28 protein-coding genes are annotated in these 21,370 nt (G+C 34.7%); 25 read left to right on the top strand and 3 right to left on the bottom strand.

The window, feature by feature from the left end; all coding sequences use genetic code 11:
* Positions 1-549 precede the first annotated feature (549 nt).
* From EZ444_RS03235 to EZ444_RS03150, 18 genes are all read left to right on the top strand, one after another.
* Complete coding sequence (locus EZ444_RS03235) at positions 550-1,014, top strand: Imm26 family immunity protein (protein WP_131607160.1); 465 nt, start codon at positions 550-552, stop codon at positions 1,012-1,014.
* Positions 1,015-1,095: 81 nt separating this feature from the next.
* Positions 1,096-1,317: a hypothetical protein gene (locus EZ444_RS03230; protein ID WP_131607158.1), complete on the top strand. Its 222-nt coding sequence runs from the start codon at positions 1,096-1,098 to the stop codon at positions 1,315-1,317.
* An 87-nt stretch (positions 1,318-1,404) separates the two neighbouring features.
* On the top strand, positions 1,405-2,025 hold the full coding sequence (locus tag EZ444_RS03225; protein WP_131607156.1) for a hypothetical protein: 621 nt from the start codon (positions 1,405-1,407) through the stop codon (positions 2,023-2,025).
* A 34-nt stretch (positions 2,026-2,059) separates the two neighbouring features.
* A complete protein-coding gene (locus EZ444_RS03220; protein ID WP_131607154.1) occupies positions 2,060-2,644 on the top strand; it encodes a hypothetical protein in 585 nt (194 codons plus the stop codon).
* 158 nt (positions 2,645-2,802) lie between these two features.
* Positions 2,803-3,315 (top strand): hypothetical protein, encoded by a 513-nt coding sequence (locus tag EZ444_RS03215; protein WP_131607152.1) that lies wholly within the window; start codon positions 2,803-2,805, stop codon positions 3,313-3,315.
* A complete protein-coding gene (locus EZ444_RS03210; RefSeq protein WP_131607150.1) occupies positions 3,309-3,689 on the top strand; it encodes an SMI1/KNR4 family protein in 381 nt (126 codons plus the stop codon). Before EZ444_RS03215 ends, EZ444_RS03210 begins: the two co-directional genes overlap by 7 nt.
* Before the next feature lie 88 nt (positions 3,690-3,777).
* Positions 3,778-4,410, top strand: a complete 633-nt coding sequence (locus tag EZ444_RS03205; RefSeq protein ID WP_131607148.1) for a hypothetical protein — start codon at positions 3,778-3,780, stop codon at positions 4,408-4,410.
* 103 nt (positions 4,411-4,513) lie between these two features.
* Positions 4,514-4,792, top strand: a complete 279-nt coding sequence (locus EZ444_RS03200) for a hypothetical protein (protein ID WP_131607146.1) — start codon at positions 4,514-4,516, stop codon at positions 4,790-4,792.
* 2 nt (positions 4,793-4,794) lie between these two features.
* On the top strand, positions 4,795-5,769 hold the full coding sequence (locus EZ444_RS03195) for a hypothetical protein (RefSeq protein WP_131607144.1): 975 nt from the start codon (positions 4,795-4,797) through the stop codon (positions 5,767-5,769).
* A 15-nt stretch (positions 5,770-5,784) separates the two neighbouring features.
* Positions 5,785-6,687 carry a hypothetical protein gene (locus tag EZ444_RS03190; protein WP_131607142.1) on the top strand — a complete coding sequence of 301 codons (903 nt, stop codon included), beginning with the start codon at positions 5,785-5,787 and terminating at the stop codon, positions 6,685-6,687.
* A gap of 70 nt (positions 6,688-6,757) precedes the next feature.
* Positions 6,758-7,471: an Imm43 family immunity protein gene (locus EZ444_RS03185; RefSeq protein WP_165503509.1), complete on the top strand. Its 714-nt coding sequence runs from the start codon at positions 6,758-6,760 to the stop codon at positions 7,469-7,471.
* Positions 7,472-7,572: 101 nt separating this feature from the next.
* Positions 7,573-7,935, top strand: a complete 363-nt coding sequence (locus EZ444_RS03180) for a ribonuclease E inhibitor RraB (RefSeq protein WP_131607138.1) — start codon at positions 7,573-7,575, stop codon at positions 7,933-7,935.
* 78 nt (positions 7,936-8,013) lie between these two features.
* Complete coding sequence (locus EZ444_RS03175; protein WP_131607136.1) at positions 8,014-9,105, top strand: ankyrin repeat domain-containing protein; 1,092 nt, start codon at positions 8,014-8,016, stop codon at positions 9,103-9,105.
* Between the two features lie 42 nt (positions 9,106-9,147).
* On the top strand, positions 9,148-9,798 hold the full coding sequence (locus EZ444_RS03170; RefSeq protein ID WP_131607134.1) for a hypothetical protein: 651 nt from the start codon (positions 9,148-9,150) through the stop codon (positions 9,796-9,798).
* 55 nt (positions 9,799-9,853) lie between these two features.
* On the top strand, positions 9,854-10,465 hold the full coding sequence (locus tag EZ444_RS03165; RefSeq protein ID WP_131607132.1) for a hypothetical protein: 612 nt from the start codon (positions 9,854-9,856) through the stop codon (positions 10,463-10,465).
* Positions 10,466-10,600: 135 nt separating this feature from the next.
* Positions 10,601-11,236, top strand: a complete 636-nt coding sequence (locus EZ444_RS03160; RefSeq protein WP_131607130.1) for a hypothetical protein — start codon at positions 10,601-10,603, stop codon at positions 11,234-11,236.
* Positions 11,237-11,434: 198 nt separating this feature from the next.
* Complete coding sequence (locus EZ444_RS03155) at positions 11,435-12,226, top strand: leucine-rich repeat domain-containing protein (protein WP_131607128.1); 792 nt, start codon at positions 11,435-11,437, stop codon at positions 12,224-12,226.
* Between the two features lie 147 nt (positions 12,227-12,373).
* The gene (locus EZ444_RS03150) at positions 12,374-13,027 is read left to right on the top strand and encodes a hypothetical protein (protein WP_131607126.1); all 654 of its coding nucleotides are present in this window, start codon (positions 12,374-12,376) and stop codon (positions 13,025-13,027) included.
* Between the two features lie 245 nt (positions 13,028-13,272).
* On the opposite strand, the gene istB is transcribed toward EZ444_RS03150, so the two are convergent.
* Both istB and istA read right to left on the bottom strand, forming a co-directional pair.
* Complete coding sequence (gene istB / locus EZ444_RS03145; RefSeq protein ID WP_131607124.1) at positions 13,273-14,004, bottom strand: IS21-like element helper ATPase IstB; 732 nt, start codon at positions 14,002-14,004, stop codon at positions 13,273-13,275.
* 21 nt (positions 14,005-14,025) lie between these two features.
* The gene (gene istA, locus EZ444_RS03140; RefSeq protein ID WP_205945198.1) at positions 14,026-15,570 is read right to left on the bottom strand and encodes an IS21 family transposase; all 1,545 of its coding nucleotides are present in this window, start codon (positions 15,568-15,570) and stop codon (positions 14,026-14,028) included.
* 280 nt (positions 15,571-15,850) lie between these two features.
* Between istA and EZ444_RS03135 the strand changes: the two genes are divergently transcribed.
* From EZ444_RS03135 to EZ444_RS03115, 5 genes are all read left to right on the top strand, one after another.
* Positions 15,851-16,375, top strand: a complete 525-nt coding sequence (locus tag EZ444_RS03135) for an SMI1/KNR4 family protein (RefSeq protein WP_131607121.1) — start codon at positions 15,851-15,853, stop codon at positions 16,373-16,375.
* Positions 16,376-16,410: 35 nt separating this feature from the next.
* Positions 16,411-16,935, top strand: coding sequence for a hypothetical protein (locus EZ444_RS03130; protein WP_131607119.1), 525 nt, complete (start codon positions 16,411-16,413; stop codon positions 16,933-16,935).
* A gap of 1 nt (position 16,936) precedes the next feature.
* Positions 16,937-17,527 (top strand): hypothetical protein, encoded by a 591-nt coding sequence (locus EZ444_RS03125; RefSeq protein WP_131607116.1) that lies wholly within the window; start codon positions 16,937-16,939, stop codon positions 17,525-17,527.
* Positions 17,528-17,733: 206 nt separating this feature from the next.
* The gene (locus tag EZ444_RS03120) at positions 17,734-18,369 is read left to right on the top strand and encodes a hypothetical protein (protein ID WP_131607114.1); all 636 of its coding nucleotides are present in this window, start codon (positions 17,734-17,736) and stop codon (positions 18,367-18,369) included.
* Positions 18,370-18,487: 118 nt separating this feature from the next.
* Positions 18,488-19,480, top strand: coding sequence for a hypothetical protein (locus EZ444_RS03115; protein ID WP_131607112.1), 993 nt, complete (start codon positions 18,488-18,490; stop codon positions 19,478-19,480).
* A gap of 248 nt (positions 19,481-19,728) precedes the next feature.
* Here EZ444_RS03115 and EZ444_RS03110 read toward each other — a convergent pair whose 3' ends face one another.
* Entirely contained in the window at positions 19,729-20,289 is a 561-nt protein-coding gene (locus tag EZ444_RS03110) for a hypothetical protein (RefSeq protein WP_131607110.1), read from the bottom strand.
* A gap of 305 nt (positions 20,290-20,594) precedes the next feature.
* Between EZ444_RS03110 and EZ444_RS03105 the strand changes: the two genes are divergently transcribed.
* Positions 20,595-20,786 (top strand): hypothetical protein, encoded by a 192-nt coding sequence (locus tag EZ444_RS03105; protein WP_131607108.1) that lies wholly within the window; start codon positions 20,595-20,597, stop codon positions 20,784-20,786.
* A gap of 11 nt (positions 20,787-20,797) precedes the next feature.
* The gene (locus EZ444_RS03100; RefSeq protein ID WP_131607106.1) at positions 20,798-21,358 is read left to right on the top strand and encodes a hypothetical protein; all 561 of its coding nucleotides are present in this window, start codon (positions 20,798-20,800) and stop codon (positions 21,356-21,358) included.
* The last annotated feature ends 12 nt before the right edge of the window (positions 21,359-21,370 follow it).

Below are 21,370 nucleotides of genomic sequence, written 5' to 3'. Positions count from 1 at the left end.
TGTTTAGAAAAACCTGGTCATCGATTTTCCATTCACTGGTCCCGAGGAATTGAATGCCTTCAATACCCTCTACGAGCCATGAGGTTAGGATCTGGTGGGCAGCAACTTTTACTTCTTTTTGTGCTATCGTATCCATTGTAGTTGTTTCTTCAGAATTCATATTTTTGCAACTGCTGGCTATACCAAACAGTAACAAAATTGCCAGGCAGATTAAGATAATGTTTTTAGTCATATTATTGTGGTGAAATGTATCCTTGCTTATGCTGGTTAAACTTTCACAACAAATTTACCGCCAAATCTTCCATTATTTTTTATTTCGTTACTTCCCGTAAGGCATCCTTCGGATTTTCGTATAAATATAGGCCGGATACATACATTCTTGGGCTTGCCGAAAAAGTAGACTGGATTAAAAATATTTACTACCTTACAACTAAGATGTTGACCTCAAAATTGATGACATTAATTGCCATAACTGCTGCAATTTGGAGATAGATTAAGGTATCAAAATCACTTAGAAGGCGGGAGTTGGCTGTATAGGGAAGTAAGCAAATGAAAAGAAACAGAATTAAACCGGAAAAGGGAATGGTTGTTACCATTCCGCTTACCAATGGCCAGTTTGGGCTTGCGATAATAATTGGAGTACGCGAACTTGGAGAAAGCGTATACCATACTATATGGAGCTTTTATGATTTTATGTCTCCTGACAAAGAAAGTTTAATTAAAAAACTACAGGATGAAAACTACTTTAGATTACCGTTTTTGGTTTGCGGAATGGATTATGAAGAACTAGAGAAGGGCAAATGGCCGGTAATCGGAAAATTGGATATTCATATAACAAACATTGACCTTTCCAATCCGGATATTTTAGAAAAACTGATGAGGGAGTCAATCGCAGGGGTAATGCTGCTTGAAATGTATCTCGGTATACAACGATGGAGCTTGTATAAGGATCCACTGTATTTAGATAAACGTTTATTACCAGGATTTAAACGACCTACTAATATTTTAGAATAATTAAAACATGAATCATAAGGTTTAAATGGGGGCTTAAAAATATAAAAAATAACAATTTCTCAATTTGATAAGAAAAAACCGGTGATAACAACAGTTTTTGTGGTAAAGCAAAAATCACCGATAACTGAAGTGGTTTATGATGCGGATGGTGATTTACAGATGTTAGGAGATGAAGATTCTGAGGTCGAAGATGCTATGATTCTGTCTTTGGAACAGATTCTTGACCTGGATAAAACACTTCTGGATTTACCTGATTTGGAGTTGGGTATGCGATACTTTCGTAATCATATTGGGGATGATTGACAAGGTTTTAAAGATTAAAAAGACAACTCTAAGATAGATCTAATTAAAAGGCCGCTTGTGTTTTGGGAACTGTAAAATGATTAAATAATGGATGTAAATAAAGAAGTTATATTTTCATTGGGACTTTTATCTGAAAAAGACAAAAGCTTTTTTGGCTTGTTTTGTGTTAAAAGAATCTCTGGATTATATGACCTGTTTGATCATTTAATTGAACTTGAAAAGTTAGAATCTCCAAATAAAAATTATGAGCTTATTAGAGGTATTATAAAATATCTTGAAGAGTCAGTGTTAAGTAATATTAAGATTCAAAGGTCAACTATAGATGGGTTTACAGAGAAATTAAATTCAATACCATTTGATGATTTATATGGTAGCTGTGATGAATTTATGCTTGCTGCTAATGTTTTATCTTCAATTGAAAATCTCCTGAATTTTCATGTTAAAAAAGACGAAAAGTATATTGTTAAATGCATTGATTTATTAATTAATACAATTAATATCATTGTTTCGCAGCATCTGTTTAATATAGATGATGGTATTAGTTATGAAGAAAAAGAACATGTTTTAGTTAAGCATTACGCTAGAGAAATTGAAATCGAGTTAACATTTATAGAAATGTTAAGGAAAAATGCGAGTGGAAATGAGCTTATAGCTTTTATCAATGATCATTTGATTCTTATTTCCAAATATGAAAAATTCATTTCCTAACCCGACTCTGTAAAGTGCCTAGATATTCTTAAAAATGAAAAGAGGAAGTAATTTTATTAAACGTTTAGGAGTTTTTTTTACAAAAAAAGACGAAATTGAACTTTCGGATCTATTAAGACTTCAATTTAAAAATATTCTTTTTATTGATACGTCTCGAAGCGATTCTAAAGAGATAAAATTCATAGATGACCTGTCCTTAGGATTCAAAGGTAAATCAATTTTAAATACAGCTATCTTTTCATTAGAAGATTATAAAACGCTGGTGAATTCGCAGGAGGAACTTCATTTTGGGTTTCCCATAATTGGCAAGGGATTAATACAGTATGTCTCTTCTGAAGTAGCAGGATATGACCCTGAGTGTCTAAAAGACGGCTATCTTACTGGATCTTATCATGTTAATGATGAATTGACAGCTAATTTTGTTAAACAGGTTTTTAAAATAATTGGTCAATACGGGCGAAAGGTTTATTTAGTGTCCAGAACAAGAGATTTACGAGCAGATGTGCCCGAGAAGCAGCTTTTGGTATGGCCCGATGCGGCAAAAACTTACAATGGTGAAAATCAAAATTATCTAACACAGACCCGGGAAAGGTGGCTGGTTCCAGATGTTTCTGGTTAAAAATTAAATTTGTAGACAGAGGTATATTATACTTTTAGTAGAAAGGTTTCCTTTTTTAAAGCTAATGATAAAGCTGTTTTTGTGAAGAGGTAAATATAAATATTTCTTTATGGCTATTAGAGCTGTTAAATTGTGTTGATGCGGTAAATATATTAGATATGAAGGCGAAATTAAATGAAGTTAATTGGTTTGAAAATATAGGAAAGCCTCTGGAAGAGGGAACGTTTATTATTCCGGTAAAAGCGGTAAACAGTAATGTTGAGTGCTTGAAGCATATTAATAGTTTGAATTGGGGAAATTTTGTCTTGTATGCGAGAAACCGTTTATCATGGTATATTCAGTCGTTTCATAAAGAGGAATCCAGGAAATGGAATGAAATTTCAGCAAAGGCACGTTTGGATTATAAGGGATTCGAACCGGTAATAATTGACTGGGCTGATAATAACAATGTGGGCAAAGATTTATTGGCTTCGTTAAAAAGTATAATAATTAGTTATACTATTGAGCAGCACTATTTTGATCATTTAGATAAAAATATTCCGAAACAGTTTGATGTAATTATGAATGTTTATAAATCAGGCCATATTCCTTGTGGCTGGGATGGACCACTACCGAAAAATGAAGGATATGACGCGATAGATTTTAATACAGGAAAATTATTAATATGGTAAAGGATAATTTTAGAATAATAGAAATATTGGAGCAATATCAATTTCCTGTAACCGATGTTCAGGCATTAGAAAGTTTCGGGTCAAGGGATGGATTTCAAAGAATAACCAATGAGAATTTGGAGGGAATGGTGGTTTTTTTTAAACAGTATCCTGAAGACTTTGATGAAGTTCTGCCTATTATGACAGATGATAATTCAAATTATTTCTGTGTTTATTATAAAGGAGATTATAAGGGTAAAGTTTGTCATTTAAGTCATGATGAAATAGACTTAACGCCACGCTTTAAAAGTATCGAAAGTTTAATCCATGTAATCAGAACTCATCCTCAATCCTGGGATTTTGGAGAGCTTCCAGAGCGCTCATTTGATTTCTGATCATAATCTAACGAATAAAGTATAAATACAATACAAAGGAAAGCAATGATAGGAATATTATTGAATAGCAACTGATAAACTGTATGAAATGTCTAAGATAAATGAAATTAAAGAGCAGCTTTCTTCCTCTAAAGTTGCTGATCGGAAAAAAGGAGCAAAAATCATCGGGAAAGAGTTTTTAAAGGAATTGGGAGATGACTTATGGGCTGCTTATTTGAAACAGGTTAATGTTGCAAATTCCTGGGAAGCACAAATCATGATGATTAATAGTTTAGGCTTGATCAGGTATAAACCTGCAAAAGATAGTTTGTATAAGATATGCCTGGACAATAAGGAGCACGATATGATTACCAGCTATGCAGCAATGGCTTACACCAGAATAATGAGAACGTCAGAAAACGACATTTCTGCTGTATTTGACCTGTTCAAATTTGGCGGGTTTTCTGTGATTAACGGCGCTTTGCGTGGCATCTCAGCAGATAGACTGATGCCCAAAGGAGAAGAGATAAATAAACTAATCAGTTTAACTGAAAACTTTCCGCAAAAACATGAGGTGGGATTGGGCGACCTTAGAATGGGGCTGGCCTGTGCCTGTGCCGGATGGGATAAAAATCTTATCTCCGGATTTCTCGAAAGATGCCTTACCGGTCCGGATAAGCAATTGGGCTATGTTGCCGAAAAAGCATTAAAGAAAAAATATTCTGACATCAATCTGATTTGATTTATAAAAGAGATTTCGATAACCAGGTATAAAATTAAATAAGATGAAGAATAAAGGAATAATCTGGCTTGTAGCTCTCTTTATAATTATAACTCTGACCTATATGGGTTACAGCTATTTACAGAAAGACGATGCGGAGAAAGAAAAATATAAAAACTATATTTCTGCAAAAGCAGTAATAGACCAGAAGTTACCGGAGCGTGTAACACGGTATGGGGCAAAACAGGCACGATATACCATCACAATTACAGATGCGAAAGGAGAAAAGATTATCCGCTATAATTGCGAGCTGGGCGGAAACCTAAAGGAAAAAGACACGGTAACTGTGTACTATGATCCGAATGATCCCAATGGCAGTGAGGTGATAACTAAAATACCATAAGCATGAATTTGAACACGCTATCAAAAGATGATTTAATACAGCTTCAGTATGAAAAGGGTGAAGTAAATATTACTATTGAAAAGAAGGGAGCCAATAAAGCTCTACTAAAAATTTTGAATGAGGTTTTAGCCAAAAAAGATATCGCTATAAATTTAGTGATTGATAATAGGGAACACTCGGATGATGAAAACGCCAAAGGATTAGATATTGCAGCCTTCCTGCCTAATTTAAAACGGCTATCTATGCAGGCCGTACTAACCGTTGCTATAGAAAGTATTGAACAATTGGCTATCGTTGAAGAAATCACCCAGTTGAAAATTTACGGGTTTATTAAAAATGGTATTTCTCTTCAGTCGATTGAGCGATTTCAAAATATCACAACTTTTGAATTGGAAAATGGATTGAATAAAAAGCAACAAAAAATTGTTGATTCCTATGCCTCATTAGAGTCGTTACAGGTGTCAGAATTGACTTTGTCTTCCTTTACAAGGAAAGAAAAGCTTACAAAACTCCGCATACATAAAAACTTAATAGACGCTGACCAATTAGCAGAGGTGATGCCCGGTCTTAAATTTTTAAGCTTAGAGAGATGTAAAAAGATCTCCGATTTTACTTTTATCAGTAGTTTAAAACAGGTAACAGAACTTTCTATAAGACATATAAAACACATCTCGGACTTGCCTGATTTTAATAACCCTTCCATTATGAAGACCGTGAACTTTATAAATTCGCCTAATATCAAAAATATAGATTCAATCTTTGCATGTACCGGCCTAACCGGGTTCATGGCAACGGAACTTTCGAAATTAAATACGGCTGATTTTAGCAGACTCTCAGAATTAAAGAATTTGAAAAACGTTTATATAACATTTAAGGATAAAGCCGAAAATGATAGGATTCAAGAGTTTGTAGAAAGAAATGGATGGGAGTATAGGCAACCAGGTCTAGCTAGTCAAAGCCAACAAAGCCACAAGTAATGAAAGATATAAAAAATGGAGGAAAGATATTTTTTACAGAATAAACAAAGAGGGTCAGTTCCTTCTAATAAGCGACTTTATTCAATTGGAGATAAGGTTGATAGAAAAGATGCGACTAAAATACCATGGGGTGAAAGATGCAATGATGCCGATCTTCTAAGCATTACCAAATTATATATTGAACCTACACTTGAACAAATTGGAAATGGTTTAATTCCTGATTTTGTGAAAGAATTAGATCATCTAAATTTTCTTTACTTACAGCTTCCCCATTTCGTCAATTTGAAAGAAAATGATATGTCTGAGTCTTTAAATCATTTAATGATAGGGTATGAATTTGGGTTGGAAAATCACATGGGAAATGATTTGATGAAAGAAAAAAAGGCCATTGTTTTTAATCAAATTAAAAAACTATCGTTTACGGGAGATTATCATGATAAAGGTTTAAACAGCTTGCTTTCTGTCCCAAATATGTCTTTTCCTTCGCTTGAACAATTATGTTGTCAAGTTGATAAAAAGGGAAAAATCTTAGAAGTAATAAAATCTTTGGATAATTTAAAACATCTGGAATTAAGCCGTAATCATAACGTGGATGTATTTACATATATCCCCGAAAGTGTCGCTAATCTTGGAATTATAGGCACTGGTAATAAGTTCCCTTTTTCTAATATAATTGAAAAGAAGAACATCGAGACGTTATGGTTAAATGACTTAAAATCAGAAATTGATTGTAACGTATTCAAGGAATTACCCAATCTAATTGAAATTTGCTTTTTAAACATTGATAAAATCCAGAATATTGAGGCCATATTCCAATGCAAAAATTTAAAAAGTATTTACAGTTTTAATTCGGAGGTTTTTAGAACGAAGAAGAACGAATTTGTTGAAAAAGGCTTTGAAAGATTAGAGATAATGTAATGAATTGGGTGTCTATTAATTGAAGTTCGCCACTTTGGATATTGCATTACCAAGATAAAATATGAATAAAATGAATTACTACGCAATATTTACCGATCAGTCTGGAAAAGATGGCAGTCCGGTTTTTTTTGAAGCAAGGATGTTTGAGGAGCCTATAACGGGCTACGCTTTTAGCAAAGAGAATAGTATTTACTATGAGTGGATGAAGCCGGGATTTAACGACTATGAGCTACTGCCTGAATACTATCTTTACAGTAAATGCGTGGATTTAGAATTTGATTATTATAAGTTTGCCAACCACTATATTATATCTGAAGATTTTTTAGCTGTTATCAGTAAATATAATGTGGCTTACACAAAAGGTAGAGTGCAAGTGTTTTCTGCTGAGGATAATAGCCAATTGGTCTTGCGAAAGAATTATTTCTTTGTGAAGTTTGATTATATAAATGATTTGATTGACTATACGAAATCCATATATGAAGTCTCGTTGTCAGACAAAGGTGAGCCAATTGTTCATAATGGCGTGAGATATATTAGAAAGTACGAAAAAATCGAATTAATTGACGAAAATATCTGTTCGGAAATCTTTCTTATAAAAGATTCCATCCTTGGCTTTAATTTGTTTTGTACAGGTCAATTTAAAATTGATGCTGAAAATATGAAGGTATATGCTTTGATGTTTGTTGCGCTTCCTGATTATCTTGATTTTGTAAAGTATAGTGGCTTTTTGGGAAAAGAAACATACGAAAGGTTAAAAAAACGGGATATCCCAGACATTATGTGAATGTGGAAAAAGTAAAAGCCTAACGATAAGTATGCTTTTGACGTTAAAAACGTTTATTATCGGGAATAAAAACCTGCCTAACATTTTAGAATAATTAAAATATGAGTCAATATACCACAGAAGAAATCAACAACGAGAATATTATTGAACAGAAGAAGATGAATAGGCACACCTTTTCAATTTTAATCGGTAAAGGATATAAAGAATTTGAGGAAGCTGAGCTTGAGTTCTATTTCTATTCTGACGATCCCCTGAAGTTGGAGAAATTAGCGGAGCACCTGAGTTCAAAAGGATATGAAATCGATGTTGTAGAAGAGTCATCCTCAGAAAATGAGTTTGTATTGGATGGAACATCTATAGCTATAAATTTAAGTATTGAAAACCTAAATAAATGGACTACGGAGATGTGTAATTTAGGATTAAGTCATGATTGTGAATTTAGTGGCTGGGAATTAGAAATTTAAATCACTTTGATCATTAATAACTTATACTTTTCCTATTGTAATTAGCGGGTTTGGACTTAACATGATAATAACTTAACGATGAACTATAATTCAAACGATATTAATGTCGCCATTAAAGATGGTGATTTGGATAAAATCCAATTGATTCTGGATGCGCAGCCGAAATTGCTAACCACCGAATATTTTAATGTTCTTGAAACCCCACTGCATACTTGTGCACGAGATGGAAATCTTACCACCTTTAAATTTCTAGTCACAAAAGGTTTGGGCGTAAATATTTCTATAAAGGGTAAAGAGACACCGCTGAATTGTGCCGCGACGGGTAATAATATAGAAATTGCAAGTTGGCTATTAGAGAACGGTGCTTATGTAGAAGGTATAGAAAGCTGTCTTTTGTCACCTTTAATGAATGCTGTTAATTTTGGTCATTTTAAAATGGTGAAGCTGTTGATGAGCCATGGAGCGAATGTTAACAGAATGCATATCAGGAATGGAATGCTTCCTCTGGATCGTGCAATTTCGCAAAAAGATCCTAAAATTGCCGATTACCTGAAATTACACCAAGCAAAAAGTCATTACATTTTACCCGAATGGGTTGATAATGAAATTCCGGGAAGTGGTATTTTAAGTCATGTGACTTTGAGGCTGGGAAAGATATTACCCGTAGATATTGCTTCTGTTACTGAGGATAAACCTGTGGTACAGAAACTAGTTCATGCTAACAATAAAAAGAACAGGGTGTTATTTACTTTTGGTTTGTTTGATCTTCATAAACCGATGATAGAACTGTTCATTGTTTTGCCCGAGTATTGGAATTTTTATATTCAAACAGCAGAAAATCAATTTCCAATACAATTGTTGTCGAGGATAATACAATCGGTGAAAGAAGGCATGAAGATATCCGAGGGCGATTATATCCTTGCAGAGGACGATCGTTTTAAAGATCTAAGCTGGCCTGTGGGGATTGCTGCATTATGTGTTCTTGATGTACAATGGCCGGGAGGAAAAAATGCAGAGGAGAAGTTTGACGAAAATAATGATGAAACGGTGATGCTGTACACACTTTTACCTGTTAGAAGAACAAAATCAGGTTTTACTAAAGTACCTATTGAAAAGGCAAGATTAGCCGGTTGGAAAAAGCTAACCCTTCATATTGGAGATGATGACTGAGAAAACAAATTAAAGCTACACAGGGATTCAAATTAAAAAATTATGGATATAAGGGAGATTAACAAAAAAGCTGAAATTTTAGTTTTAAAATATAACCCAACTTGGACTAATGCGTACTTGGATATTAATTTAGGAGAGGTTTTTCATTTATGGAAAGATAAGATGATGGTAAATGAGACACCTTATCAGGATGAAAGTTTGGTACCTATTGAAAATATTGAGATTAAAGATAATAGATACTTTATTTTTAATTCTTTCTACAAAAAAAAAGATACACATTTTAAAATTGATTTTTTAAAGTATCCAGGAGGTATGTATGTTGCTGAACTTATAAGAGAAATAAATCAAAATAATCTTCAAATTGATAAGGCACAGGATTTTATCGAAATTGAATTTGAAGAAAATAAATTTCGACTTTCTATTCACAATGAATTAGAAGGCAAGCTGATTGTTATTGGCTACAATCAGTATCGTAACTACTTTACATTAAGATTTCCAGAACCCGCAAAAGAATATCAGCTAGGCGAGTGTTACATTAATAACAACACTATTTATATTCGATGCGTTGGAACCAACCTATGGGATGAAACAGATTCTACGGAGGGACTTGATTATCAATGGATCCTAAACTTGTCCCCTAACATATTGGCTGTAGCGTCTAAGTTGATTGAAATAGGACTTAGAGATAGGTAAGTATGGTATACTAATAATAGTACATGACTAAAAATTGTTTCATAAAAAATATAATATGACCATTGATAGCTTTAAAAGTCTTTATATCGTATATGTTGAGTTAAATATCGAGCAGATATATACTTTTTTGAAAGAAGACAGTCTTACAAGTTCTTTTGAAATTGAATTATTTAATAATTCGATTGAGGATGTGTATATGGAAAAACTTTATGGTCAATCTCCGGCAGTGTTCTTAGGAGCTGTTTTTTTTAAGCCAAAGCAATTGAAAAAAGGTGTAGTTGTGTTAGGCAATTCGGGAGGATGGGCCACCTTGTGCAATTACATTTGCAAAAGTCTTAATTCTATTAACATTCAGTTTGATATTAACTCTATGGAGTCTGAAATACATCGAAACTCTTTGGTTATGAGCGACTCTGGAAAGATCGTTCGATCAGTGCAGTCGATTGTTGATGATAAGGGCATTTGGCAATTTAATGAAAATGGAGAAGCACTATGGTTTGAAAATATAGAATACTACAAAGTGCAGGAAAAGGCTAAAAGAATTGATAAGGAGATACTGGTTCAGTATTGTGAAAAGTTAAGTCTAAACGTAAAAGATCCTTCTTTTTTTGAATCTAATAATGAATCTATTTTTGTAAAAAGGCAAATAAGGAAGACAGTTGTTTAAAATTTATTAAGAAGATGAGAAAGAGAGTACTTAGGTTTTATTACAGGTGCTTTAGCTGATGAACAAAAGTAGTTTTGTAATATTGAAGTTGATTGAAATGGGCTTAGAGGCCTTTATAAACCTAAAAAAAGGAACATGTCAAAAGGACTTGGTAATATACTAGAAGAGGTTGTATCTGAGTTTAGACCTTTTCTGTTGGAAAGACAATTTGTAGAAAAAGGCAAACGTGACTTTGTCAGAAAAATAAAGTCAGATTTTAACAGACAGGAGAAGATTACTTTTTCGGCCAGGCTACATAGATTAGATTCCAATACAATTTATGTCGCATGTACAATTGGGTTATATTATCCAAGTGTCAAAAAGATCGAAAGCTTCTTTATTACTGATCACTTATCAAAATATCCAATTTTTGCTGGCAGTATAAGCCATTTTTCAGAATCCAACATGTTCTTATCCTTGCCCTATAAAACGGAAGTTAATTTAACTGACGTTGTTGAAGAAATAAAAAGTGAACTTGAAGCAGGGGCATTTAATTTGATCAGTACTTTTCCAACACTTGAAAGTATTTATCTGGGTATCATCAATAAACATCCTTTTTTATATAAATTTTATAATTCGTATCAGGAAAGAGAAATATTAATGGTTACCTGCATTGTTCTTTTGTTATATGGCAAAGACAAAGCTTTAGAGTGGGCTCAAGAAAATTTTAAAGAAGGCAGCTACAAAGACGGTATCATCGAACGTTTACTGGTCTTTGAGTTTACGAAGTAAAGCCTATACTCAGCAATAATGAAAAAAGATATAAAACTATTAGAAGAGACTATCTGATGGTTAATGATAAAATGAATTAGATAAAAAATAGAAAACATTAATAACACTTCTGATAGTGCAGTTTTAAAGAGGGAAGCGGAGATAATAAAACTAAATGGCGGTATAAAAGAAGGTCTATGTGTTGCAAAAAAATTAAATATGAAAAATTCATTTCCTACATATAAGTTTACCAAATTTGACATGGAATATCAGATTCTAACAGATGAAAATCAAAGTAAATTAGCTGAGTATATGTTGAATAATCATTTAAAAAAATTGATTATAACCTCAGACAAAGATGGGATTGGTTGGAATCACTCATTCTTGCCAGATTTGACCGAATTCGATTTCATCGAAGAGTTACTAGTTTATTGGACGAATATTAAAAATATTAAAGGAATACATTCTTGTAAAAATGTAAAAGTTCTGTGGTTAGATAACGATGATAAAACTGAACTGGATTTTTCTCTATTTCCAAAAATCGAGAAGTTAGTATCTTGGGATCGTAAAGGGATTGATGAAATCTGGGCTGTAAAGACGATCAAAGACTTGACATTGGCAGGCCTAAAAAGTAATTATTTTAAATCTGGAGCTGCATTGAAGACAATTGAACGATTACGAATCATTAAGACTCATCTTGAAGATATCAGTTTTTTGGCGGGATGTGAACAAATAGTTTTTCTAGAATTGCTTGAATTGAGTAAAATGGAGAATTTGGATGGCATAGGCATGCTGAAGAATCTAAAGCATCTACGTATTGATGCTAATAAAGTGAAGGATTTCTCCTTTATTAGATTTTTAAAAAATCTCGAAAAATGCTACTTGTCAAGTAAAATTGGAGTTTTTAATGTTGAAAATTTCAAGGATTTGAAAAAAATAGAGAAAATTAATCTGTCTGGAAACCAAAAAGTACAGGAAATAAACCGCTTTTTGCAGAAAAGCTATTTTTAGTTCTGTGATGATTTAAATACTTACTTAGGAACATTTAATGGCTCAAGTCGAAGTGATGTATTACCTAAAGGAAGTGATCCTACAAAAATAGAACCAGGTAGTTTGAGAGTAGAGAGAACAAATTTTTAAATTAACACCAAAGAACAAATGAAGGAAATTAGCGATTTAAAATCTTTTCGAGATGCTTTTGTTGGTGGTATATCATTATCCTTAGAGAAGGAAGGATATCAGTACAAAAAGTCTAAAGAAGTATTTACTAAATTAAATAATGATCATCAATTCAGTATTTTCATCTATATGTATAGAAGAGCTGGCTTTATAGAAGTTGAAACCAGGGTGTATTATTGTAATACAACAATTGAAAAAAAATTAAAAGAGATTGGTATTAAAGTCTTGGATGATAAAGTATGGGGCGGAAGCATAAAATTTATTAGTGAATATTATTTTGGAGCAGAGTATCCGGATAAGTATACTAATCTAATATATGAATTTGGCGAAGAAACTTTACCATTAATACAAACATGGCTTGCATATTTGTCCAGTATCATTGAGCCATTTTTAAAAGATTGTACAAATCCAGTAATTCTAAATAAAATTGTAAATGAGGAAAAAATTGATACATCCGGTTTAAATACATCGTACGAAAAAAGAGTGCTTAGATTTTATTATGTTGGAAAAATGGCAGGGCTTAGTGATGATGAGTTAAGGAAATTGTTTGAATTATATGAAAATCAGTTAATAAAGTTAAACGCCAATTATCTGCCAAAATTTATAGAGATGAAAAACAAAGTAATTTTATAGATTTCAAGAACAGTGATGAGATGTAATAGAAGTAGAATGGATGACTAATTTCAAAAAGGAAAGAAGATGAATCTGTACTCAGAACTAATGAAAGCTTAGATAGCTTTTAATATACAAGCTATGAATAGATATTCCGACGAAAGTACACCAGTGTTCCGCACTAAAGTACCCCATTTATTCCGGAGCAAAGTACGCCAGCCAAACCGGCCAGTATCACTACTAAGCAAGAGTGATATTTTTCAAACTTAATGATTTTTTTTCTTTCTTAAAGACTTGCCCGTAAGGGCTATTCTGTGTGCAGAAGCTGCCAGTCTGTCCATAATGGCGTCAGCCAGCGTAGGTTCATCAATAAAGTTGTACCAGCTGTCCACCGGCAGTTGCGAAGTGATCATTGTAGAACCATTCCCATATCTATCTTCCAAGATATCCAGCAGGGCAATTCTGGCATCATTATTCAAAGCCTTTAGTCCAAAGTCATCCAGGATGAGCAACTTGTTTGCAGAGATCCCCCTGATCCATTTCAGATAAGATCCATCAAGCCTGGCCTGGGCCAACGCATCCAGGAATTTGTTCATACTGAAGTATTGGGTGCGGTAACCCAATAGGCAGGAACTTCGTCCCAGGGCACAAGCCAGAAACGATTTGCCACAGCCAGTAGCACCAGTGATCAGTACATTCTCGCCTTTTTCTATAAACATGCCATCAGAGAGCCTTAACACCTGCTCCCCGGTAATGCCTCTTTCAGCATTGCAAAGTATATCCTCAGGTAAAGCATGGTAGCGCAGTTTGCTGGCCTTGAGATACTTTTGTGTGCGGGCGTGATCGCGATATTCTACTTCTGCCTCGGTGATCATAGCAATCAAAGCATGAACATCCTGCAGTTCATGGACAGGGAGTGATAATGCGGCCTCATAGCGCTTGGCCATACCGGTCAGTTTAAGTGTTTTAAGTTGTTCTACTGTGTTTTGTGTATTCATTATTGAATTATATGATTATGACTAATTATAGGCTTCAGGGCCTCTCAGATTGTTTTGAGCAGGGATACGGAACTCTGGTTCGATCTCTTCTTCCAGCATATCCATGTTGTTATCCAGGATATTCTTGATGGCAGTGTAGCTGAACTTATGCCCCCGTAATCCTCTTTTACAGGCAGCCTCCATGCGTATTGGCCCATAACCTCCCATCAACCTGAGCAGGCCGATACAGGAAGTATAAGACTGGTCGATCACCAGTTTACTGTCCATTACTTTTTTAAAGAACTCCAAGGTATGCGGTCCGTTATCGGCTGCTTTTTTCAGGTAATACTCCGGGCTCCATCCACGCTGACGGGTGATGGCCTGATGTCTTTCGGGCATATGCTCCTTGACACTGGTGTAGCCATGGCTGGTGTAGTTCCTGGTATGAACAGCGATTCTTTGTCCATCATGGTAGATCTCAACATGATCTGCACAATAGGCGATGCGTACTTCCTTTCCAATGTAGCGGTATGGAACAGAGTAAAAGTGCCAGTCTTCACCCACCAGCACATGATAATGCTTCTGTACTTTTGCTTTGGTGTAATGCCTGATACTGTATGCGGACTCAGGCAGTGGCTGCAACAATGCGCTTTCCTGACTATCAAATAACTCCTGTCTGCTGAATATCTTTTTCTGGAAATTGAGCTGATGATGCTGGTCCAACTTTTCCCGGATAGCCTTGTTGAGTTCAGCCAGACTATGAAACGTATGGTTGCGCAAAGCGGCATAAATACGTCTGTAGGTGATCTTAACGTTGTTTTCTACAGAGGGCTTATCTTTAGGCTTGTATGGCCTGGCTGCCAATAAAGCAATATTGTTATGGTTTGCCCAGGTCTCTAACATATCGGTAAAGGCAGGCTCATACTTGCAGCTCTTGGATACCCACTGCCTCATATTATCTGATTTAACACTTAGCGGCACTCCACCAAGGTAATCAAGTGTGTTATTCAACGCTTTTACCACCTGCGGAAGCTTCGCATCGGGTAAAGCCTCTACATAACCATAACCACTGAAAGGCAATACTGCAACATATACCGGACAAGCAATCAACTCACCAGTTGATGGATCACCATAATGCAGCACATCACCCGCAAAGTCTACTTCCAGCAGCTTTGCAGGATAGTGGACGAAATGCATGACCGCATTGTTCAGCTTCATTTGATCTTGTAACAGTTCACAGAATCGGGAATACTGGAAACCAGTTGGATATTCTCTGATGTACTCTTCCCAAAGTAGTAAACGGGTCACACCAGTTCGGCTAAGCTCTTTATTGAAGTATTCAATCAGGCTATTGAAATGAAGCTTACGGGGGTCAGCATCCTCCGGTACAAGTGGCTTTATCAAGCCTAAAACCTGTTCCAACTGTTCATCGGATCGCTTTAGGAGTTCGCTAAAATCGACTCCTGTTTGAAGAAACTTCCCAAGGTAGAGGGCAATTGTTTTCCTGGTAATCTTAACTTCTTTTTCTATCGCCCGTTGGGAAACGCCGCGGTCAAGAAATAAAAGTATCTGTCTTATCTTATGCATACTAAGTAGCTTATTTGCCATACTACATTGGGTTTGGTTACAAACCAAACTTATAGTAATCGGCGGTTAAACTCTGCTTAGTGGTGTACTTTGGTGCGGAATAAGTGGTGTACTTTGTGTCGGAATGTCAGACCGCTACAAACATTAATCCTTTAGCAAAGTGGCGTACTTTGCAGCGGAATAATTGGTAACCTTTCCAGCGGAATACTGGGGTACTTTGCTCCGGAATGGGTGGCGTACTTTCTAGCGGAATCGTGGCGTACTATGCAGCGGAATATCCATGAAATTAAGGAAAACAGAAAATTTTAAAGAAACAGGGGATTTATCTTTTTTAGAAGACTATAAATTCGAAAATGGTAATTCATTTCCAGCGTCATATAAAAAGTTTGTCCATGAATACGGTTATGGGTTGTTGTGTCAATTATATTTGATTTATATACCTATGGGGAATTATTCTGATTCGTGGATGATTAAGAGTAAGGAGCTAAAATCTACCTTATTGGAAATAATTGACAATGATTGGTATTTAACTTTAGAACCAGATGGTTATATTGATTTGATTAAACGTGCGATTCCGTTTGGTAAAAGTGAAAATGGAGATATTTTGTTTTGGGACGACTCAAGTTATAAAAATAATGAACTTAATATTTTTATAACCAATGTGAAAGGAGCAGGAGTATTTTTCATGGGCAATACTTTGTTTGACCTCATTGAGAATATGATTGTACAAACGAAATTTAAAGACAGTTTATTCTTTAGTAATTACCCATTAGAACCTGTTTTTAAGGCAATCAAGAAGAATTAAAAGCTGGAAATCAGAAATATAAAGTTAAAAAAATTATGAATATTGAAGAAGCTTTAAATGAGATTTTAGAAGAATTAGTCGGCGATAGTACTCCAAAGCCTAGTGTTCCATTTTCAAAAGGAATTCCTACGCTGAAAAAGAATTTCTACAGGTCATTAAGCCCGATGCTTAAATCCAGGTTTGAAAAATTTGGCGGATGGGAAGAGTCTACTCACGGTGATTGGCTGGATATAACTGAAATGGAGAGTTTCTGGGAAAGTCATATAGCCGATGAACGATTGAGTGGAATTGTTACTAATGTAAACTCTTCTATTAATAACTGGCAAAATGATGCCGGAAGTATATTTAATGACAAACGAATTTCAGTATTTGCCGGGAGCAAGTATACTTATGAAAGAATATACCTTGTATGGTTTGATTGCATAGAAGAACCAGAACTATGGGTTTATGATACCAATGGAGAAGCAAGATATAAAGATTTGTTAAGTTATTTAGAATCCTATATAAATGACGATCTTACTGCGTTTAATAAAAAATGGAAGCTAGGAGAATACCACTGAAATGAAATACTACATCATCAAAAATAAACAAATGCCCTGGGGAGATTATGGAAATGTATTGGCCTATGGTTTTATTTCAAAAAATGCGACTGGGGATATAATTATAGAGCGGATGGGTCCCATGATTCCAGCTATATATCTATACAATAAATATATAGCTGTTGTTGACGGCTTAAAGAATACCATTGAATCGAGTAGTTTAAAGGGCTATGTTTTTAAGCAGGCTAAAAAAGAAAAAATAGTTAAATTAGAGTGGGAAGGTTGGGATGCAAATGAAAAAATCCATGACAAACCAAAATCGGGCGAACCGGAGGATTTTATTTTGAAACGGAAACATGATCCTGAATTAGCTGAAAAGCTACCTGGAATATGGGTGATGATCTTGAATACTACCTCAGCTGGTCAGATTGATCTGTCAAAAAAGAACGTAGGAGATTATAGTCATATTTCTATTGATTTGACAGATTGGGATGGTTCTGACCTTTTTAGGACACCACAATTAGGTCATCTATTTTGTACGGAAAAGGCTAAAGAAGTTCTCGAAAAATATACAGCTTATTTGAACTTTTTCGAAATACAAACTAATGGATAACCTTGAACGTTAAAATATAGAATGATGTATTATGGAAAGACCGAGAAGAAAGTATCAAGTCTGAAAAACCAGTCGAGTAAATAGAAAGAACAATGCTCATGCCAATACATACTAAGTTTGCCATCTAACCTGTTGGTTAAAGTATCGAAGTTGATTGAATGGGGCTTGGAGGCTGTTAAGGATGCTATAAACCTAAAAAAAAGAATATGTCAAAAGGACTTGGTAATATACTAGAAGAGGTTGTATCTGAGTTTAGACCTTTTCTGTTGGAAAGACAATTTGTAGAAAAGGGCAAACGTGATTTTGTAAAAAAAATAAAGTCAGATTTTAATAGGCAGGAGAAGATTACTTTTTCAGGTAGATTACATCGATTAGATTCTGATGCGATTTATATCGACCCTGTAGTTGGAATATATTATCCTAGTGTTAAAAAAATAGAAAAATTTTTTATTGATGATCATTTGTCAAAATATCCAGTTGTTGCAGGAAGTATTAGCCATTTTTCGGAAAGAAATATTTACTTATCTGTGTTATATAAGACTGGGATTAATTTAACCGAGGTTGTTAAGGAGATACAGCGAGAACTCGATCTTGGAGCATTTACTTTATTAAGTATGTTCCCAACACTTGAAAGTATATATCTTGGCGTAATACATAAACACTCTTTTTTATATAAATTTCATAGATCATACGATGAAAGAAAGTTGCTAACTATGACCTGTATTATTCTTTTATTATACGGAAAAGAAAAAGCTATGGAATGGACAAAAGAAAGTTTTATTGAAGGTCATTTTAAGGATCATATAATCGAACGTTTATTGGTCTTTGAGTTTAAGAAGTAAACCGATTTAAATAAAAGGCAATTCTATACTTAGGTAAATATTTGTTACTTTTAGTATTTAAACTTTGCAAGGACTGTATTTGTAATTTAGTTGTCTGCAATAAATTATAACGATTAACATGAGCGCAATTATACAGCATTCCGTAAAACTATGTATTCAGGCCATTAACAATTCAGGTGATGGACTGGATGCAGAAGTACTGGATGCGATCAGGAGCATTGCAGAGCTTCCCTATAAAGGAGCAGGTTTAGGCATAGGTAGAGGAGGGTATCGTGGATACAGGTCCTCTTACGAAGATCTTTTGAAGAGATTTATAGAAAGGAAAACTATTAATAATAGTTTAGGCTGGGAATCTGCACTGCTGCTTTTGTATGATGCGGACGGTTTTAGTGAATCGGAAATACTATCATCGGCTAAGAGTATTGAAGATGATATTATTTTTAACCACATTCTGGAACATATCATTTCCAATTTAGCCGCTAAAAACGATATAGTAACGGCGCTTAAGTTCATTCCGAACTTTAGAACCACAACCATCTTTCAGGAAGAAAATAACCTTGACAATGGTTATTTAATTCTCCTGTGCCATTATGCCGCTCAGGGAGATGTGGTTCGTTTTTTTGATTATTTTAAGCTTGCTGAGCCTAGAAAAAACAAAGCTGAAATCGCCGAATTAAAATCCTATCTGGTAGAATCATTCGCCACAAAAAATGGCATTGCAGATGCTTTAAAATTATGCGCCCATAAAAATCTAGGGGCCAAATACCACGCTGATGTCTTGCTGGCATTCGCCAAGGTTGGCAAATACACCGAATTAAAGTCCATTTTTGAAGAGTATCCAGCATTGAAACAGCCTGAAACAGAACTTGGCCTTTTATGTACTGCGTATTTTCAGGCAAAGAAAAACAAGTTTGTGGTAGATGACGATTTTGAAAGCCTGTTTGAAAGGGCTTTGCAGCTGGACAGGAAAATTAAATACGGAGATATAAAAATGCAGGATGCGGTGTTGTTTGATTTAGGCCTGGCGGAATTTGATAATAAAGAGCGAAGGGAAAAGTGCCGGAAGGCTATTAAAAACAATAGCATTAAAAAAGAACTTAATGATTATTAGTGGAAATGAACAATATTTGCCGATTTTTTGGAAGGTGGATATTCCGTTTCATAGTACGCCACGATTCTGCTAGACCAGGCTGGACTCCAAAAGCTTTAGGCGAAGGAAAAATATCACCTCGAAATTGATTATTGCAAGTTCTATAATATTGGAAAACAGATTGTGCTACATGATTCAATTTCTAATTTAAAACGAATAAAAGACGTTGATTTTAAGACAGTCATGCGGACGTTTCTTGCAGGCTCATGTTATTCCTTCCTGAACTCTAGTTGCCGGTGATCGGGCTCAGATTGAAGAATAATGGTATCTCCAGTTACTTTTGAGACTTTAATACTATCAATTTTAAGCTCTTGGAATATATCGTGGTTAATGTAGGCCACTCCTAATTTTTTAATTAAAGGAAAATGAGTTTCATAAAGTTGTATTTTTGGTGATGCAGCGAGCACACCAGAAAAACCCTCCCTGATCATCATGCCTTCACCAATATATAAATTGCTTTCGATGCTCAGTAGAAATAAGGGGAGGCCTACTCCAAATAACAACATCATCCTGCTGAATAATGCCCCAGCAAGGATAATTAATGGATAAGTAAAAAACAGACCACCATAGATCTTTAACCACAGGTTTGATGAACGGGCGTACAATACAAACAAGAATAGCCCGGAAGTGATCAATCCTAATGTAAAGAACGGCACTATCCAATTGAAGTAAAAGTAATAGTCGGTCAGTATATTGAGTCCCAGGGCAATCAGACAGAACGCCAGACTGATCAAATGGATATTCGTTAATATGCGCTTATATTTTATCAAGCTGGGTTTTGAAAAATAAAATACAAAGGCTAAAATTAAACAGATCACATAAATAACTACGAACATGATGTAAAAATAGCTTTATTTCTTATTATCCCGATTGGAGAAAAAAAATAAATCTCTCCTGCGAAAGTAGAAGCATACTTTTTTAAGACCAGAGGGATCAGCAAATCGTATTAGTAATGACGCACAATTCAATAGTAATTACTGTTAAAAAGGGCGCAAAAGTGAATCCTGGAGATCTAAGTGTAGATGGTAAATCTATGCCCGTTGGGAAAATACACTCGCATTAAAAAAATATAACTATGGAAAAAACAAGACAATTAGAATTCTTTATGAACATTGAAGATGAAGAGTTTTTTTGTAAAACATTAAGAGATAAACTACCTAATATTTACTTTTTTGATGCTAAAGCCTCTGTGATCATTGAATTCTCGTCAGCAGACCGGTTCGAAATCCAGGAGGGTTACATAGCCGGTAGCATTCACTCGCATTAAAAAGAATAATTATGAATAAAAATTTAGTAAAAGATGCAAGTGTATTTATGACTGATAATGACAATAAACTTTTTGTGGAGTATTTGCAAAAATTATCAGATGTTGTTTTAATTGACACAAAGCCTACCCAATCCAATAAACCGAAAATAATTGAAAATATTGATGATGCCCTGCTTTCTGAAGTAGTTATTCTAAATGCAAATTTACAGGCACTTACAAATTATGAAAAGCATGTCATTGAAATAGGTGGATATTATCATTTTGCAAATACAGGGGAAGGTATTTTACAATTACTACGTTCAAAAATTTCAAGCTATGATAAAAATTGTCTGATGAATGGGAGGTTAAGTGCTTCTTACCACAGTGAAGATACTGATAAATGGGTAAAAGAGGTGTTTAAATGGATAAAAAAGGCAGGTAGAAAAGTCTATAGGACTTCTATCACTAGGAATTTATCAGCAGATATGGCTGAACGAAATTTTTATGCCTTGCCAGCTGCAGCAAGGACTTATAATGGAGCTGATGGTCAATTTCTTACAATTGGCAAGGACATTTACTGCATAACAGAATAATAAACTAAATTT

Source organism: Pedobacter hiemivivus (genome assembly GCF_004331685.1).
Classification (GTDB): Bacteria; Bacteroidota; Bacteroidia; order Sphingobacteriales; family Sphingobacteriaceae; genus Pedobacter; species Pedobacter hiemivivus.
The sequence above is the reverse complement of the archived record's forward strand: the minus strand, read 5'-3'. Positions and strand labels throughout refer to the sequence as shown.